We start from the raw sequence: 15,723 nt of genomic DNA, 5'->3' as shown, positions 1-15,723 counted from the left end.
GACCGCGCATGTCGAGGTGGTCCGGCTGATGGGGACGAACAACGTCAACGCCGCCGGCAACGAACTGGCGAACCAGCTGATCGGCAATGCCGGGAGCAACCAGATGTGGGGCGGCGCGGGTAACAACACGCTGCTGGGCAATGGCGGCGACGATTTCCTGGTGGGCAACGAGGGCGACGACTGGCTGGATGGCGGCCCCGGCTACGACCGGCTGCAGGGCGGGGCCGGGGCCGATACCTTCGTCTTCGCCACCAACCAGGGCGGGCACGCGCAGGATTTCCAGGACGATGTGGATACGGTCGTGCTGCGCCGCGGGCCGGGATACGAGACCGCGACCCTGCCGCAGCTGCTGAGCCACGCCGACGATGTGGCGGGAGGGGTGCAGTTCACCTTCGGCGGCACGGTGATCCTGATCTCCGGCGCGACCATCGCCACGTTGCAGGACGATCTGGTGCTGGGCTGACCCGCTCCCCCGCGCGGGCCGGAAAGCGAAGGCCGGCAGATCGCTCTGCCGGCCCTCGTCGTTGCGGTCAGGGGCGGATCACACCGACAGGCAGACGTATTTCATCTCCAGGTAATCCTCGATCCCGTGGCGCGAGCCCTCGCGGCCGAGGCCCGACTGCTTGACCCCGCCGAAAGGCGCGACCTCGGTCGAGATGATGCCGGTGTTGACCCCGACGATTCCGTATTCCAGCCCCTCCTGCACGCGGGTGATGCGTCCGACGTCGCGGGCGTAGAAATAGGCGGCGAGGCCGAAGATCGTGGCGTTCGCCTTTTCCACCACCTCGTCCTCGGTCTCGAACCGGAACAGCGGCGCGAGCGGGCCGAAGGTTTCCTCGGTCGAGACCTTCGCATCGGCGGGCACGTTCGTGACCACCGTCGGCTGGAAGAACGAGCCGCCGAGATCGTGGCGCTTGCCGCCGGTCACGACCTTCGCGCCGCGCTCCAGCGCGTCGGCGATATGCTCCTCGACCTTGTCCACCGCGTCTGCGTTGATCAGCGGGCCGGTCGTCACGCCGTCCTTCAGCCCGTCGCCGACGTTCAGCTGATCCACCGCCTTGGCGAGCCGCTTGGCGAATTCGTCATAGACGCCGGCCTGCACATAGATGCGGTTGGCGCAGACGCAGGTCTGGCCGTTATTGCGGAACTTCGATGCCATCGCGCCCTGCACGGCGGCATCCAGATCGGCATCGTCGAAGACGATGAACGGCGCGTTGCCGCCCAGCTCCATCGAGCATTTCAGCACCTGGTCCGCTGCCTGACGCAGCAGGATGCGACCGACCTCGGTCGAGCCGGTGAAGGTCAGCTTGCGGATCAACGGGTTCTCGCAGAACTCCCTGCCGATGTCGGACGAGCGCGAGGACGTGACCACCGACAGGATGCCTTTCGGCAGCCCCGCGCGTTCGCCCAGCACCGCCAGCGCCAGCGCGGACAGCGGGGTTTCCGCGGCGGGACGGGCGACGAAGCCGCAGCCCACCGCCAGCGCCGGGCCGCATTTGCGGGTGATCATCGCGTTGGGGAAGTTCCACGGCGTGATCGAGCCGACCACCCCGATCGGCTGGCGCAGCACGGTCAGGCGCTTGTCGGGCATGTGGCCGGGGATCGTCTCGCCATAGACGCGCTTGGCCTCTTCGCCGAACCATTCGATGAAGGATGCGCCATAGGCGATCTCGCCCTTCGCTTCGGGCAGGGGTTTGCCCATCTCGGCGGTGAGGATTCGGGCGAGGTCGTCCTGGTTCTCCATCATCAGGTCGAACCACTTGCGCATGATCTGCGCGCGCTCCTTGGCGGTGCGGGCGGCCCAGTCCTTCATGGCGGCCGCCGCTGCGTCGATGGCGCGCTTGACCTCGGCGCGCGAGAGGTCCGCGACCTCGGCGATGACGTCGCCGCGGGCGGGGTTCCTGACCTCGAAGGTCTTGCCGTCGTCCGCGTCCACCCACTCGCCCGCCACGAAGGCGCGGGTTTCAAGCAGCGAGGGGTCGCGCAGCAGGGTCTTGAGGTCGGTCGAATGGGCGTTCATCGGGGCTCCTCCGCTGATGGGTCGGCGCAGACCACAACACCGCGCGGCGGGCTTGTCCAGCCTTCGCCGCAGGCCGCGAGCGTTCTACGCAACCGTGATCGAACCGTGTCACCGGCGGCGGGTTGTCACACCATCGCCGCACAGCGGCACAAAGACAAAGGAAAGTCAGATGCGTAAGCTGTTCGCCACCACCGCCCTTGCCGCGACCATCGTCGCTGGCGCGGCGTCCGCGCAGACGATGGCCACCGCCGGCACCGACCTGAACATGCGTTCCGGCCCCGGCAACTGGCACGAGGTCATCGGCGTGATCGCGAGCGGGGCCGAGGTGCCGGTCGCGGGCTGCCTCGAGGCGTCGAACTGGTGCCAGGTGACGTATGACGGCCAGGAAGGCTGGGCATATGGCGATTACCTGACAACCACCGTGGGGCAGGAGGTGCAGCCGCTCTATCCCAACCGCGAGGCGGTCGGCGTCACCGTGATCGAGGCGCCCGCCACGTCGGGCAACCCCGGCACCGATGCGGCGGTCGGCGCTTCGGCAGGTGCTGCCGTCGGCGCGCTGGTGGGCGGCCCGGTGGGTGCCGTCGCCGGCGCGGCCATCGGCGGCACGGCGGGCGCGGCGGCCGATCCCGAACCCGAGATCCGCACCTACATCGCCGAGAACCCGCAGGAGCCGGTGTTCCTTGAAGGCGAGGTCGTGATCGGCGCGGGCGTCCCCGATACCGTCACGCTGTATGAGATCCCCGAGCAGCCGGGCTACCGCTACGTGACGATCAACGGCCAGCCGGTCCTCGTGAACCCGGAAAACCGCCAGATCGTCCATATCTATCGCTGAGCGGGCCTCCCTCCCTCTCTCTCTCGGCGACGGGGCAGGGCCGCAAGGCTCTGCCCCTATTTCGTCCGACGGCAGGGCTGAAGATCGCCCGGCGCGGGGCTGGCCGACCAGACCGCCCGCGCAATGGCCCGCGCCAGCACACAGGCGGCGGCGTGGCCGAGCGCGAAATGATCCGCCTCGCCCCGCAGCCCGGTCGAGGCGGCGAACACCAGATCCCCGTCGAAGGGCGTGTGCGACGGCACGATGGCGCGGGCCAGCCCCGCATGGGCCGCCGTCGCCATCCGCGTCAGTCCCGCCTTGTCCAGCGCCGCGTCGGTGGCGACGATGGCGATGGTCGTCGCTTCGCCCGCCCGTTTTTCCGGGCGCGGCTGATCCTCGGGCGCGAAGGGTCCGGACAGGCCGAGTCCGCCGAATTCGTCCCCCATCTCCCACGGCGCGGCCCAGAACTGGCCCGAGGGCGCCGTCACCGACCCAAGCGCGTTGACGACGACCAGCGCCCCGACCGTGCAGCCATCCGCCAGCACCGCTGATGCCGAGCCGAGGCCGCCCTTCCACTGCGCCGTCATCGCGCCGGTGCCCGCGCCGGCGCTGCCCAGCGGAAACCGCGTCGCCGCCGTGGCCAGCGCTTCGCGCCCCAGTGCCGGATAGGGGTTCTGCTCCCACGCCTTGTCGCCGCCGTTCAGCAGGTCGAAGACGATCGCCCCTGGCACGATCGGCACGAGCGCCTCGCCCACCGCAAAGCCCCGGCCCGCCGCCCGCAACCCGCCCATCACCCCGTCGCAGGCGGCAAGGCCGAAGGCCGACCCGCCCGACAACACCAGCGCATCGACCGCCTGCACCATCCGGTCGGGGGCGAGCAGGTCGGTTTCCCGCGTGCCCGGCGCGCCGCCCATCACATGCACGGCGGCGGCGAAGGGCGCATCCGCCGTCAGCACGGTGACGCCCGACTTCAGCGCCTCGTCCTGCGCATTCCCCACCAACAGTCCGGCGACATCGGTTATAAGGTTCAGCGGTCCCGGCTTCATGCACCCTCCGTTCGTTTCCGGGCGCCAGCCTGCGCCATGCGAAACCGCGGCGCCAGCGCGGCGTTGTAGAATGGCCATCCGCAGCTTAAATCGACTCTGACGACCTATCGAAGGAAACCGTTCCATGACCCAATCACTGCACGCGATCTTCGGCCGCCCGATGGGCGCGCCCGTGCCGCAGGGCTACGAAGAGGTGGTCCTGGGCATGGGCTGCTACTGGGGGGTCGAACGGCTGTTCTGGGAACTCGACGGCGTCTGGCTGACCGAGGTCGGATTTGCCGGCGGCAGCACGCCGAACCCCACCTACCGCCAGGTCTGCGCCGGCGGCACCGGCCATGCCGAGGTCGTGCGCGTGGTCTATGACCCTTCGCGCATCAGCTTCGAGCATATCCTCAAGATCTTCTGGGAAAACCACAACCCGACGCAGGGCAACCGGCAGGGGAACGACGTGGGTGACCAGTATCGCTCGGTCATCTTCACAACCACCGCGACCCAGCAGAACGACGCCGAGCTGAGCCGGGTGGACTACGACAATCGTCTTGCGGTGGCGGGCCACGGGGGCATCACGACGCAGATCGCGCCGCTGGACCGCTTCTGGATCGCGCCCGAGATCGAGCATCAGCAGTATCTGCACAAGGTGCCGAACGGCTATTGCGGGCTGCGCGGCACCGGGGTCGAGGCGTCGATGCCCTCGGCCGCGCTTGAAGCGGCGATCGATCCCGACGGCGACGGCTCGGCCGATCCGCGCCCGGCCGAAACCGGCCGCCCGTCCGGCGGGGCGACCGCCGCCGTGCTGCAACTGCCGTTCCGGCTGTTCTGATGCCGACCTGGACCGCGCTGACCCAGAGCCGGGGCCGGGACGCCGCCGAGGCGCTGGCCGAGGCCTGCGAGGATCTGACGCCGGAGCCGGTCGGCACCGGCGTCTTCGAGATCGAGGACGGCTCGGACCGCTGGGAAGTCGGGGTCTATTTCACCGAGGTGCCCGACGATATCGCGCTGGCCCTGCTGGCCGCCGCCCACGGCGCGCAGCCCTTCGCCGTGTCGGAGCTGCCCGAGGTGGACTGGGTCGCCCATGTCCGGCGCGAGCTTTCCCCGGTCGAGGCCGGGCGCTTCTTCGTCCATGGCAGCCACGATGCCGACAAGGTGCCGCCCGATGCCGAGGGGCTGTGCATCGAGGCCGCGATGGCCTTCGGCACCGGCCACCACGCGACCACCAAGGGCTGCCTTCTGGCCTTCGACCGGCTGCTGGAAGCGGGCGAGACGCCCCGGCGGGTGGCCGATATCGGGGCCGGCACCGCCGTCCTGGCGATGGCCGCCGCCCGCGTGCTGCCCGGCATCGTGATTGCCAGCGACATCGACCCCATCGCGGTGGAAACGGCGCAGGCCAACGTCATCGCCAACGGGCTGGACGGGCGGGTGGAGTGCGTGCTGGCCGAGGGCTTCCACCATCCGCTGCTGGACAACGCCGCGCCCTATGATCTCGTCTTCGCCAATATCCTGAAGCAGCCGCTGATCGATCTCGCCCCCGACATGGCGCGGCATCTGGCGCATGGCGGGCGGGCGATCCTGTCGGGCATCCTGACCGGACAGGCGGATGAGGTCGTGACGGCCTATGCCGATTGCGGCATGACGCTGGAGCGGCGTGACGACACGGCGGAATGGGCCACGCTGGTGGTGCAGCGGGACTGAACGCGTCTTTGCTCGCGTCGGAGGGTGCTTCGCCGTCCCTGAAGTGAGGGCGAGCCGGACGGCCTTCATCCGGCTTCTGAGCGGCATGATACCCTGACGATCAGGCGGGCTGCGCCGCCACCCGCGCTTATCCCTCTTCGGGCGGAGGGCCGAACTTCTGCTCGATGTAGTCGCGCAGTTCCTCGACCTCGATCCGCGTTTCCCGCAACTCCGCCTGCGCCGCGTCCCGCGCCGCCTCGGCTGCGCTCAGCAGCGCGAGCGCTTCGCCCTTCGCCTGCTCGGCCGCGTGAAGCTGCCGCGTGAGCCGCTCCATCCCGCTCAGATCCGAGCGGGTGGGGCGCGTCAGCCGGTGGATCAGCCAGCTTGCGAACCAGCCCAGCACGAAGGCGGCGAACAGCACCACGGCTGTGGCGATGATGAACTGGTTGCGGTCCATGTCGATCCGTCCTCGGTGCTGGGTGATGGTCAGTCGGTCGGCGGCGGGGCGTCGGTCGGTTCGGCGCCAGAGGCGCCGCCGCCGTCCGCCGCACCGGCATCAGGCGCGCCGGCATCGGCTGCATCCCCGTCCGCGGGTTCGCCGTCAACCTGCTCCGGGCCTGCCGCGCCCGCCTCGGTCGGCTCCGGCTCGGCTTGCGTCTGCTCCGGCCCCGTCTGCTCCGCGCCCGCGGGTGCGGCATCCGCGTCTGGCCGCTCGCCATCTGCCTGCTCCGCTCCACCTTCGTCGGGCTCCGTGCCAGTGTCGGCTGCCCCGAAATCCTCCGGCAGGTTCGGTCCCTGCACCTCCGCAGGCACCACGGCGACGTCCTCGGTGACGCCGGAGACGACCTGCGCCGGTTCCGGCGCCTCCTCGACCACCGGCGCGTCGGAGAGCAGCTTGAACTCGATCCGCCGGTTCGCCTCGCGGCCCGCATCGGTTTCGTTGCTGTCCACCGGCTGGCTTTCGCCGTAACCCCGCGCTGTCATGGCGGCGGTCTCGATCCCGGCCTCGCGCATCGCCGTCAGCACAGCCTGCGCGCGCGAGCGGGACAGCTCGGCGTTGAAGTTCTCGGACCCCTGCGAGTCGGTATGGCCGCCGACCTCGATGCGGAATTCCTCACAATCGGTCGCGGCGGCCGCCAGCAGGTCCATCGTGGGCGCAACGTCGCCGGCGATGTCGGCGCTGCTCGGCTCGAAGCCGATCTCGGACTGCGCCATGACGGTGTTCATCTGGTCCACGCATTCCTGCCCCGTCGGCAGGCCAAGCTCCACGTCGCGGCGGCGGTCGTAGCTGATCGTGAACTCGTAAGGCACCCCCGCCCCGAGCCGTTGCGAAAGCTGCGCGGCGGCGTCCTCGGCGGCGGTCTGGCTGCCCGAGATGCCGGCCAGCGCGACCCGCTCGGGCGTCACCTCGACAGTGCCGTCCTCCAGCGCCGCAAGCGTCTCGATCCCCGCGATCACCCGCACGGTCCAGCCGGACGGCGTGGCGGGATCGATCCGTAGCGAGCTTTCCACATTGCCGAAGCGGGCGCGGGCGAAGCTTTCGACGGCCTCGCGCATCCGCTCGTCGGTGATGACGCCGCGCAGGGCGACGCCGTCCGGCGTCCGCGTGGCGGTGAACTCCGCCGGCTCGGCGTCGGCTTCGGGCGTCTCATGCGTGGCGGTCAGGGTGAAGACGTCGGGCAGGGCGGCCTCCAGCGTTCCCACCGCCGCGTCGAACCGGTCCGCCGCGACGTCCGCCGGGGCGGTCAGGGTCACGTCGGCATTCGAGAAGGCGAGCGTTCCCCGCTCCAGCCCCGCCAGCGCCGTGATTGCCGGGATCACCGCGTCGGCCCAGGTCGGCGTCGGCACACCGAGCGCGAGGGTGCAGCCCGCCTCGACGCTGACCCCTGCCTGCCGGGCCGCCGCGAGGATGCGGCCCTGCGCGACCTCGGTATCGGCCGCGCATTCTTCCAGCGCGACGCCGGTCTCGTCCTTCACCATCCGCAGCGCGAAGGGCGCGATGACCGGGCGCGGGGCGGAGATTTCGGTCAACAGTCCGATCTCGGCGGGCTTGTCGCGGCGCAGCGCATCCTCCAGCCGGGTCTTTTCGGCGGGGCCGTCCGCGATGGCGGTGACGACGACCTGCCCCGGCGCGACGGACACCTTGGAGCGGGCTGCCGCCTCGATCGCCTCCAGCCCGAAGCGCAGGGCGGCGTCCCAGCCGGCGGGGGCGGGGTGGTCCGCGCTTTCCAGCAGGTCCGTCACCGGCTGGCCGCCGATGGCGGTCTGCAATCCGGCGACCAGTGCGGCGCGGTCGGTGCTGGCGGGGACCAGCCCGATCAGCGACACGCCCGCGTCGTTGCGCAGCAGCTCGACCTTGAAGTCGGGGGCGGCGGCGGGTTCCGGCGAGGCGACCTCGATGGCGTCCACCAGACGGCGGGAATCGACTGCCGCGCCCGCCTGGTCGATGGCGCGGAAGCGCTGCACCTCGTCCGGCGCGGTGCCGGACAGGGCGACGCGCAGCCCGTCCGGCTCGACCGTGACCCAGTCGAACCCGCCTTCCGCCAGAACGGCGGCGATCTGACCCTGCGAAAGCTCCTCGATCACATCGGCGGCCTTCACCGCGCCGAACCACGCCCCCGCGCCTGCGAGCCCCAGCACCGTCAGCCGCAGAAGCGCGCCGCGAACCGGGCTGCGGCGGGGCGGGGTGGGGGGCAGCGGATCGGCCATCAGCGGCAGACTTTCGGCAATTCAGCGATCCGGCTTTCTACCGGCCGCACCGCCGCGCCGCAATCAGGCAAGCCCGGCGATGCCAAGAAACAACGCAACGATCAGCCCCGCGTCGCGGTTGCTGCGGAACAGCCGCAGCAGCACCGCATCGTCGTGCATGTCGAACAGGCGCAGCTGCCACGCCAGATGCGCGGCGAAGCCGACGGCGGCCGCCGTGACCGCCAGCCGCGCCAGGACGCCATCCGGCCCCGCCACAGCGGCGGCGGCGGCCAGCAGCACCACCGAGCCCGCGGCGAAGCCCGCCAGCCAGCGCGGCGTGTCCGCGCCGAACAGCCGGGCGGTGGATTTCACGCCGATCAGCACGTCATCCTCGACATCCTGATGGGCGTAGACCGTGTCGTAGAACAGCGTCCACAGGATGCCCGCGACATACATCAGGATCGCCGCCGGGTGCAGCCCGCCGGTATGCGCGGCAAAGGCCAGCAGCGCGCCCCAGTTGAAGGCGAGGCCCAGGAACACCTGCGGCCACCAGGTGAAGCGCTTGGCAAAGGGGTAGATCGCCACCAGCGCCAGCGAGGCGACGCCCAGCCAGATCGCCGCCGCATTCAGCGTCAGCAGCACCGCAAGGCCGACGAGGCACTGCACCACCAGCCAGATCACCGCTCCGGTCAGCGTGACCTGCCCCGAGGGCAGCGGGCGCGAGCGGGTCCGCGCGACCGAGCCGTCGAACTCGCGGTCTGTGATGTCGTTCCAGGTGCAGCCCGCCCCGCGCATCACGACCGCGCCGATGGCGCAGGCGACGACGATCCACAGGTCCACCCAACGCGGCTGGTCCACGATCATCGCCAGCCCGACCGCCCACCAGCAGGGCAGCAGCAGCAGCCAGGTCCCGATTGGCCGGTCGGCGCGGCTGAGGCGCAGATAGGGCCTCCACGCGGGCGGGGCGTAGCGATCGACCCAGTTGCCTGCCGCGTCAGCGACCGGCTCATGCGAAAGATGTGGCGTCTGGACGGGCACGTGAATAACCTGCGGCGACATGGGAAAAATCAGGCTGTTCTTAGATCATCCGCTGGCCAAGGGGCAACCCGCGCCCCTGTCGGGCGGGCAGGCGCATTATCTTTCTGGCGTCATGCGGCAGGTGCCGGGCGATGAAATCGCCGTGTTCAACGGCCGCGACGGCGAATGGCGGGCGCGGATCGACGCCGCCGGAAAGCGCGGCGGGCAGGTCACGGCGCTGGAAAGAACCGCGCCGCAGATGGACCCGCCGGACCTTTGGTTGATCTTCGCGCCGATCAAGAAGGCGCGCACCGATTTCATCGTGGAGAAGGCCGCCGAGCTTGGCGCCGCCCGCATCCTGCCGGTCCAGACCGATCACACTAATGCCGAGCGCATCCGCCAGGACCGGCTTCAGGCTCATGCCGTCGAGGCGGCTGAGCAGTGCGGCGGCACTTTCGTGCCCCCCGTGGATGATCTGACGCCGCTGGCCCGCCTGCTGGACGGCTGGGACGCCGCGCGCCGCATCCTGTGGGCCGACGAGGCGCTGGCGGGCCCGGCGCAGACCTTGGCGGCGCTGCCGCGCGGGCCGTGGGCGATCCTGATCGGGCCGGAAGGCGGCTGGTCCGAGGGTGAGCGGGCGCGGCTTTCGGCGCTGCCCTTCGTCACCCGCATCAGCCTCGGGCCGCGGATCCTTCGTGCGGATACGGCGGCGGTGGCGGCGCTCGCCCTGTGGCAATCTGTCCTGGGCGACTGGTCCGGTGCAAAAGGGCAACAGGACATCTGACGTCCGAGGCGGCCAAGTATTCGAAGATTTCGCGGGCAACGCCGAATTAACGCGTAGGATCGTCTTTTGACTTGACGTAATTCCGGCAGCCGCAGCAAGAACGTTGCTGATCTGCCGGATCTGGAAAAATTCAGTTAAAACCAGCACTTATGCAGCCCGCGCATGACTGGCTTGCCCAGCCGGGGCTGGCTTAATGTTCTCCCTTTGTCTATATAATAAGCATCGAACAACCCGGACCGGGCAGTTCCGGTCCCCTTGAAAAAGCAGGAAAATATATGTCGGCGATCGATTTCGCCCGCGCCGAGGGGCGCGGCTCCTCCATTGGTTTCGGCACGAAGCTGAAATCCGCCATCACCGCCTGGTATGACATGCGCACCACGCGCAACGCGCTGAACCGTCTGACCGACCGCGAGCTGGACGATATCGGTCTGAGCCGCAGCGACATCGACGCTGTTGCGCGCCGGGGCCGCTGAGCCTTACCAGCCGCGCCAAACGCAGAAGGCCGGGCATCGCGCCCGGCCTTTGCTATTTCAGGGGCAGAGGGCGCCGCACGCGCCCCGCTCAGACCCCGGCATCCACGATCGCGCGGGCCAGCACCGGCACCGTCTGGTCGTTCAGCCCGGCGATGTTCAGCCGCGAATCCCCCACCATGTAGATCGCCGCCTCGTCCTTCATCCGCGCCACCTGCTCGGGCGTCGCGCCGAGGCGCGAGAACATGCCGCGATGACGGGCGATAAAGTCGAAGCGGTCGGTGCCGGTCAAGTCGCGCAGTTCGCTCGCCAACTGCTCGCGCAACGCCAGCATCCCCTGCCGCACGGCCTCCAGCTCGGCCATCCAGTCGGCCTTCAGCTCGGCATCGTCCAGGATCGTCTGCACGATCCGCGCGCCGTGATCGGGCGGGAAGCTGTAGGTCTGCCGGTTCAGGAACGCCATCGTCCCCTGCGTCACGTCCCGCGCGGCGGGGTTTTCCACCTGCGTCAGCAGGACGCCGGTCCGCTCGCGGTAGATGCCGAAGTTCTTGGAACAGGACGCCGCCACCATCGCCTCGGGCGCGCGGGAGACGATCAGGCGGGTGCCGGCGGCGTCTTCCTCCAGCCCGTCGCCGAAGCCCTGATAGGCGAGGTCGATCAGCGGCACCGCCCCGGTGCGCTCCAGCAGGTCCGCGACCGCGCCCCACTGGTCCAGCGTCAGGTTGGCGCCGGTCGGGTTGTGGCAGCAGCCATGCAGCAGGATCAGGTCGCCCTTCTTGGCGCGGCCCAGATCCTCGATCATGCCGTCGAAATCGACGCCGCGGGTGGCGTTGTCGAAATAACGGTATTCGACGAAGGGCACCCCCATGAACTTCATGATCGACAGGTGGTTCGGCCAGGTCGGGTCCGAGATGTGGATGGTCACATCCGGGTTGCCCATCCGCGCCAGTTCCAGCGCCTGCCGGATCGCGCCGGTTCCGCCGACAGTGGACAGCATCGCCGTGCGGTCGGCCGCGATGCCGTCCGCCAGCACCATGCCCGACATCGCGTTCAGGAAGGCGGGCTCGCCGGCCAGCGCGGTGTAGGCCTTGGTCGTCTCCGCCTCCCAGATGCGCTGCTCGGCTTTCTTGACGGCGCGCATGACGGGGGTGAGCCCGGTCGGGTCCTTGTAGACGCCCACGCCCAGGTCGATCTTGCCCTGCCGCGTGTCGGCCTTGAACTCGCCCATCAGGGCCAGGATCTTGTCGGGGGCTTGGGCTTTGAGGGCGGCGAACATTCAGGCGTCTCCGGTTGCGATCTTGAGGTCGGGGAAGCTGCCCCATTCGGTCCAGCTTCCGTCGTAAAGGGACCAGTTGCGGTGCCCGGTCCGCTCCAGCGCCAGCGCCAGCACGGCGGCGGTGATGCCCGATCCGCAGGTGGTGATGGCGGGGCGCGACAGGTCCACGCCGGCGGCCTCGAAAATGGCGCGAAGTTCGGCCGGAGGCTTCATCGTGCCGTCGTCGTTGTAGAGTGTGCCGAACGGCACGTTGCGCGCGCCGGGGATGTGGCCGCTGCGCAGGCCGGGGCGCGGCTCGGGCGCGTCGCCCCGGAACCGCTCGGGCGAGCGGGCGTCGATGATCTCGTGATCCCCGAGCTTCGAGGCCGAGGCGACCTGCGTCACGTCGCGCACCAGCCGGGCCTGCCGCTGGGTGGTCATGTGGCGGTCGCGGGTGATCGGGCGCATGTCCTCGACCGGGCGCCCTTCGGCCTGCCACTTGGCGAGGCCGCCATCCAGCACCGCCACATCGGTCTTTCCCATCAGCCGGAAGGTCCACCAGACCCGCGCCGCGCTGCGCACGTCCGAGTCGTCGTAGATCACGACCTGATGCCCGTCGCCGATCCCCGCCGCGCGCATCCGGCTGATGAACAACTCGGGCTGCGGGGCCATGTGCGGCAGCTCGCTGCGGGTGTCGCTGATCGCGTCGATGTCGAAGAACCGCGCGCCGGGAATATGCGCGGCCTCGTATTCGGCGCGGGCGTCGCGGCCGGTGGCGGGCATGTGCCAGCTTGCGTCGATCACCCGCAGGTCGGGATCGTCCAGATGGGCGGCGAGCCAGTCGGTGGAAACCAGCGTCTTCGGATCGTCCATGCCTCTCCCTCTCTCGTGGCGCGACGGCGCCGGGCATTCTTAGCCGGGGGTGTCGTGCAGGACAACTGCGGAACATGCAGGAGGGCCGCACCCTTGACCGAAGCGAGGCGCGGGTGCATCGAAGCTGCATGGGTGATCTGCAACGCTTCCACGACGCGCAGTCGCGCGACCAGGCCCGCGCCGTGGCCGAGCTTCGCGCCGGGCGCAAGGTCAGCCACTGGATGTGGTATATCTTCCCGCAGCTGGCATCCTTGGGACATTCGCCCACGGCGAAGCACTACGGCATCCGCGATCTGGCCGAGGCACGGGCCTACCTCGCCGATCCGGTGCTGGCTTTGAGGCTGCGCGAGGCGGCCGAGGCGATGCTGGCGAACGCGGGCACCCCGCCTGAGGCGGTGCTGGGGGCCGTGGACGCCGCGAAGCTGCGCTCCTGCGCGACGCTGTTCCGCGAGGCGGGCGGCGGCGAGGTGTTCGACCGGCTGCTGGCGGAGTTCTACGGGGGCGAGCCGGATGCGGCGACGTTGAGGGAGTTGGGTTAGCGGGCGCGTCCCGGTCCGCTTTGGGCGGACCGGGGGGACGACGCTGCATACGATGTCCGGGTGGAGATCGCCTCGCGTCGGCCTCAGGCGTTCACCCCTGCTTCAGCAACCTCTGCTTCTGCCGGCCCCAGTCGCGCTTGGCTTCGGTGTCGCGCTTGTCGTGGACCTTCTTGCCCTTGGCGATGCCCAGCTTCAGCTTCACGACGCCCCGGTGGTTGAAATACATCACCAGCGGCACCAGCGTCATCCCCTCGCGCCCGACCGCCTGCCACAGCCGCGCCAGCTCCTTGCGGCTGACCAGCAGCTTGCGCCGCCGCCGCTCCTCGTGGCCGAAGACGCCCGCCTGCTTGTAGGCGGCGATGTAGCCGTTGATGAGCCACAGCTCGCCCTCTTCGACCGAGGCGTAGCTTTCCGCGATGTTGGACTGGCCGGCGCGCAGCGACTTCACCTCGGAACCGGTCAGGACGATGCCGACCTCGATGTCGCTCTCGATGAAATAGTCGAAGCGGGCACGGCGGTTCTCCGCGATGACCTTGTAGTTCGGATCGGATTTCTGCTGCGCCATGATCGGGGTGAGATAAGGGCCCCCGCTTCACCTGTAAAGGCGCGACGATCCGCGGCGATGACGAGGGCGCGAAGGCCGGCCCAACCGGGTTGCGCCGCCGGAGCGGCTGGCGCAACCTGCGCGCGGTTCGAGCAGGGATGAGGGCAGGACGATGCGGCACGGCGGACGGATTCTGGCGGATGCGCTGGCGGCGCGCGGGGTGGAGCGGGTGTTTTCCGTTCCTGGCGAAAGCTTTCTCGCGGCGCTGGACGGGCTCTACGATCTGGGAATCGCCAATGTCGTCTGCCGTCACGAGGGCGGCGCCGCTTTCATGGCCGAGGCTTACGGCAAGATGACCGGCCGCCCCGGCATCTGCTTCGCAACCCGCGGCCCCGGCGCCACCAACGCCAGCGCGGGCGTGCATGTCGCCATGCAGGACTCGACCCCGATGATCCTGTTCGTGGGCCAGATCGCCCGCAGCGACCGCGACCGCGAGGCGTTCCAGGAGGTCGATTACCGCCAGATGTTCGGCGGAATCGCCAAATGGGTGGCCGAGATCGACGACACCGACCGCATCCCCGAATATATCGCCCGCGCCTGCGACCTTGCTACCTCGGGCCGCCCCGGCCCGGTGGTGCTGGCGCTGCCCGAGGACATGCTGTCCGCGACCAGCGACGCCCCCGACCTGCGCCCCACGCCCGCGCCGACGCCCGGCATCTCGGACGCGCAGCTTGCCGCCATCACCACGGCGCTTGCGGCGGCCGAGCGGCCGCTGGTGATCCCCGGCGGCTCGGTCTGGTCGCAGGAGGACGCGGACCGGTTGGCCCGCTTCGCCGAGACCTGGGGCCTGCCCGTCGCCGTGCCCTTCCGTCGCCAGCATCTGATGGACAACCGCCTGCCGAACTTCGTCGGCGACCTCGGCGTCGGCATGAATCCCAAGCTGGGCGAGCGGCTGAAGCAGGCGGACTGCATCCTGTCGCTCGGCTCGCGCATGGGCGACACGCTGACCAACGGCTACGACCTGATGAGCCCGAAGGGGCAGGGGCGGCGGATCGTCCACGTCTATCCCGATCCCGACGAGATCGGGCACCTGTGGCGCGCCGATCCCGGCATCGCCGCCTGCCCCCGCGCGGTGCTGGCGGCGCTGGCCGATGCGCCCGCCCCGGCGAAGAAGCGCGATGACTGGACCGCCGCGCTGCGTGCCGATTACGAGGCGTGGCGCCAGCCCAAGGAAACCCCCGGCGACGTGAAGATGGAGCAGGTCGTCACCTGGCTGTCGGACAACCTGCCCGACGATGCGGTCATCACCAACGGCGCGGGCAACTTCGCGTCCTTCATCCATCGCTACTACCAGTTCAAGCGGGTGGGCACGCAGCTTGCGCCGACCTCAGGCTCGATGGGTTACGGGTTGCCGGCGGCGGTGTCGGCCAAGATCCAGCACCCGGACCGCACGGTGGTCTGCATCGCGGGCGACGGCGACATCCAGATGACGCTGAACGAGCTGTCCACCGCCGCCCAGAACGGTGCGGGGGTGATCGTGATCGTGGCCAATAACGGCCGTTACGGCACGATCCGCATGCATCAGGAAAAGCACTATCCGGGCCGCGTCTCGGGCACCGACCTGTTCAATCCCGACTTCGCCGCGCTCGCCCGCGCCTATGGCGGGCACGGCGAGACGGTGACGGATGGTTCCGACTTCGCGGATGCGTTCCAACGCGCGCAGGACGCCGGAACGCTCGCCATCATCGAACTGAAGCTGGACTCCGAGGCGCTGACCACCGGCGCGACGCTGTCGGAAACCCGCGCGGCGGCCGAAACGGCGCAGCGCCGGCAGAAGACGGCGGCGGAACCGGCCAGACCTTCGACCGCGCTGGTTCCGGCCGAGGTGCAGCCGGACCAGCGCGGCAAGGGCAACCTGCTGTCGCGGATGCTGCGCGGTTTCGGGCGCTGACCGGTTGAATGGTGCCTGATCGGGGCGCTTGCGGCCGGCGTGGAATTGCGGTTCTTC

The 15,723-nt window shown here is 69.8% G+C and carries 16 protein-coding genes; 8 read left to right on the top strand and 8 right to left on the bottom strand.

The genetic code is table 11. From position 1 onward, the window contains the following. The coding region (locus KTN05_RS08595; protein ID WP_371823308.1) for a calcium-binding protein at positions 1-463 on the top strand (463 nt) is incomplete at its 5' end. Positions 464-541: 78 nt separating this feature from the next. On the opposite strand, the gene KTN05_RS08590 is transcribed toward KTN05_RS08595, so the two are convergent. Further along, a complete protein-coding gene (locus KTN05_RS08590) occupies positions 542-2,020 on the bottom strand; it encodes an NAD-dependent succinate-semialdehyde dehydrogenase (RefSeq protein WP_217328968.1) in 1,479 nt (492 codons plus the stop codon). 169 nt (positions 2,021-2,189) lie between these two features. Here KTN05_RS08590 and KTN05_RS08585 point away from each other — a divergent pair, with 169 nt between their 5' ends. Then, positions 2,190-2,852 carry a DUF1236 domain-containing protein gene (locus tag KTN05_RS08585; protein ID WP_217328967.1) on the top strand — a complete coding sequence of 221 codons (663 nt, stop codon included), beginning with the start codon at positions 2,190-2,192 and terminating at the stop codon, positions 2,850-2,852. A gap of 56 nt (positions 2,853-2,908) precedes the next feature. Here KTN05_RS08585 and KTN05_RS08580 read toward each other — a convergent pair whose 3' ends face one another. Continuing rightward, complete coding sequence (locus KTN05_RS08580; RefSeq protein ID WP_217328966.1) at positions 2,909-3,877, bottom strand: P1 family peptidase; 969 nt, start codon at positions 3,875-3,877, stop codon at positions 2,909-2,911. A 124-nt stretch (positions 3,878-4,001) separates the two neighbouring features. Between KTN05_RS08580 and msrA the strand changes: the two genes are divergently transcribed. Next, the gene (gene msrA, locus KTN05_RS08575) at positions 4,002-4,697 is read left to right on the top strand and encodes a peptide-methionine (S)-S-oxide reductase MsrA (RefSeq protein WP_217328965.1); all 696 of its coding nucleotides are present in this window, start codon (positions 4,002-4,004) and stop codon (positions 4,695-4,697) included. Continuing rightward, complete coding sequence (locus KTN05_RS08570; RefSeq protein ID WP_217328964.1) at positions 4,697-5,566, top strand: 50S ribosomal protein L11 methyltransferase; 870 nt, start codon at positions 4,697-4,699, stop codon at positions 5,564-5,566. Before msrA ends, KTN05_RS08570 begins: the two co-directional genes overlap by 1 nt. Positions 5,567-5,693: 127 nt before the next feature. Here KTN05_RS08570 and KTN05_RS08565 read toward each other — a convergent pair whose 3' ends face one another. The 3 genes from KTN05_RS08565 to ubiA all read right to left on the bottom strand — a co-directional run bounded on the left by KTN05_RS08565 (position 5,694) and on the right by ubiA (position 9,292). Continuing rightward, positions 5,694-6,002 (bottom strand): hypothetical protein, encoded by a 309-nt coding sequence (locus KTN05_RS08565; protein WP_217328963.1) that lies wholly within the window; start codon positions 6,000-6,002, stop codon positions 5,694-5,696. Positions 6,003-6,031: 29 nt separating this feature from the next. Beyond that, the gene (locus KTN05_RS08560; protein WP_217328962.1) at positions 6,032-8,254 is read right to left on the bottom strand and encodes an OmpA family protein; all 2,223 of its coding nucleotides are present in this window, start codon (positions 8,252-8,254) and stop codon (positions 6,032-6,034) included. 63 nt (positions 8,255-8,317) lie between these two features. Continuing rightward, positions 8,318-9,292, bottom strand: a complete 975-nt coding sequence (gene ubiA / locus KTN05_RS08555; RefSeq protein ID WP_217328961.1) for a 4-hydroxybenzoate octaprenyltransferase — start codon at positions 9,290-9,292, stop codon at positions 8,318-8,320. Between ubiA and KTN05_RS08550 the strand changes: the two genes are divergently transcribed. Beyond that, positions 9,291-10,034, top strand: a complete 744-nt coding sequence (locus tag KTN05_RS08550; protein ID WP_217328960.1) for a 16S rRNA (uracil(1498)-N(3))-methyltransferase — start codon at positions 9,291-9,293, stop codon at positions 10,032-10,034. The genes ubiA and KTN05_RS08550 overlap by 2 nt on opposite strands. A gap of 275 nt (positions 10,035-10,309) precedes the next feature. Next, positions 10,310-10,507 carry a DUF1127 domain-containing protein gene (locus tag KTN05_RS08545; RefSeq protein ID WP_217328959.1) on the top strand — a complete coding sequence of 66 codons (198 nt, stop codon included), beginning with the start codon at positions 10,310-10,312 and terminating at the stop codon, positions 10,505-10,507. A gap of 88 nt (positions 10,508-10,595) precedes the next feature. Here KTN05_RS08545 and KTN05_RS08540 read toward each other — a convergent pair whose 3' ends face one another. Next, positions 10,596-11,780: an amino acid aminotransferase gene (locus tag KTN05_RS08540; protein WP_217328958.1), complete on the bottom strand. Its 1,185-nt coding sequence runs from the start codon at positions 11,778-11,780 to the stop codon at positions 10,596-10,598. Then, positions 11,781-12,632, bottom strand: coding sequence for a 3-mercaptopyruvate sulfurtransferase (gene sseA, locus KTN05_RS08535; RefSeq protein WP_217328957.1), 852 nt, complete (start codon positions 12,630-12,632; stop codon positions 11,781-11,783). Positions 12,633-12,760: 128 nt separating this feature from the next. Between sseA and KTN05_RS08530 the strand changes: the two genes are divergently transcribed. Beyond that, positions 12,761-13,171, top strand: a complete 411-nt coding sequence (locus tag KTN05_RS08530; RefSeq protein WP_217328956.1) for a DUF1810 domain-containing protein — start codon at positions 12,761-12,763, stop codon at positions 13,169-13,171. A 91-nt stretch (positions 13,172-13,262) separates the two neighbouring features. Here the strand turns inward: KTN05_RS08530 and smpB are convergent, their stop codons facing one another. Next, positions 13,263-13,736 (bottom strand): SsrA-binding protein SmpB, encoded by a 474-nt coding sequence (gene smpB, locus KTN05_RS08525; protein WP_217328955.1) that lies wholly within the window; start codon positions 13,734-13,736, stop codon positions 13,263-13,265. Between the two features lie 151 nt (positions 13,737-13,887). Between smpB and KTN05_RS08520 the strand changes: the two genes are divergently transcribed. After that, positions 13,888-15,666 (top strand): thiamine pyrophosphate-binding protein, encoded by a 1,779-nt coding sequence (locus KTN05_RS08520; RefSeq protein ID WP_217328954.1) that lies wholly within the window; start codon positions 13,888-13,890, stop codon positions 15,664-15,666. Positions 15,667-15,723: the final 57 nt, after the last annotated feature.

It is taken from the genome of Paracoccus sp. Z118, from assembly GCF_019061185.1.
Taxonomy (GTDB): domain Bacteria; phylum Pseudomonadota; class Alphaproteobacteria; order Rhodobacterales; family Rhodobacteraceae; genus Paracoccus.
This window is presented reverse-complemented; position numbering and strand designations above follow the sequence as displayed.

Coding starts and splice junctions, on each gene's coding strand:
- KTN05_RS08540 (WP_217328958.1), bottom strand. CDS start 11,780: ATGTTCGCCGCCCTCAAAGCCCAAGCCCCCGACAAGATCCTGGCCCTG.
- KTN05_RS08580 (WP_217328966.1), bottom strand. CDS start 3,877: ATGAAGCCGGGACCGCTGAACCTTATAACCGATGTCGCCGGACTGTTG.
- KTN05_RS08520 (WP_217328954.1), top strand. CDS start 13,888: ATGCGGCACGGCGGACGGATTCTGGCGGATGCGCTGGCGGCGCGCGGG.
- KTN05_RS08585 (WP_217328967.1), top strand. CDS start 2,190: ATGCGTAAGCTGTTCGCCACCACCGCCCTTGCCGCGACCATCGTCGCT.
- smpB (WP_217328955.1), bottom strand. CDS start 13,736: ATGGCGCAGCAGAAATCCGATCCGAACTACAAGGTCATCGCGGAGAAC.
- KTN05_RS08565 (WP_217328963.1), bottom strand. CDS start 6,002: ATGGACCGCAACCAGTTCATCATCGCCACAGCCGTGGTGCTGTTCGCC.
- ubiA (WP_217328961.1), bottom strand. CDS start 9,292: ATGTCGCCGCAGGTTATTCACGTGCCCGTCCAGACGCCACATCTTTCG.
- KTN05_RS08560 (WP_217328962.1), bottom strand. CDS start 8,254: ATGGCCGATCCGCTGCCCCCCACCCCGCCCCGCCGCAGCCCGGTTCGC.
- msrA (WP_217328965.1), top strand. CDS start 4,002: ATGACCCAATCACTGCACGCGATCTTCGGCCGCCCGATGGGCGCGCCC.
- KTN05_RS08550 (WP_217328960.1), top strand. CDS start 9,291: ATGGGAAAAATCAGGCTGTTCTTAGATCATCCGCTGGCCAAGGGGCAA.
- KTN05_RS08570 (WP_217328964.1), top strand. CDS start 4,697: ATGCCGACCTGGACCGCGCTGACCCAGAGCCGGGGCCGGGACGCCGCC.
- KTN05_RS08530 (WP_217328956.1), top strand. CDS start 12,761: ATGGGTGATCTGCAACGCTTCCACGACGCGCAGTCGCGCGACCAGGCC.
- sseA (WP_217328957.1), bottom strand. CDS start 12,632: ATGGACGATCCGAAGACGCTGGTTTCCACCGACTGGCTCGCCGCCCAT.
- KTN05_RS08590 (WP_217328968.1), bottom strand. CDS start 2,020: ATGAACGCCCATTCGACCGACCTCAAGACCCTGCTGCGCGACCCCTCG.
- KTN05_RS08545 (WP_217328959.1), top strand. CDS start 10,310: ATGTCGGCGATCGATTTCGCCCGCGCCGAGGGGCGCGGCTCCTCCATT.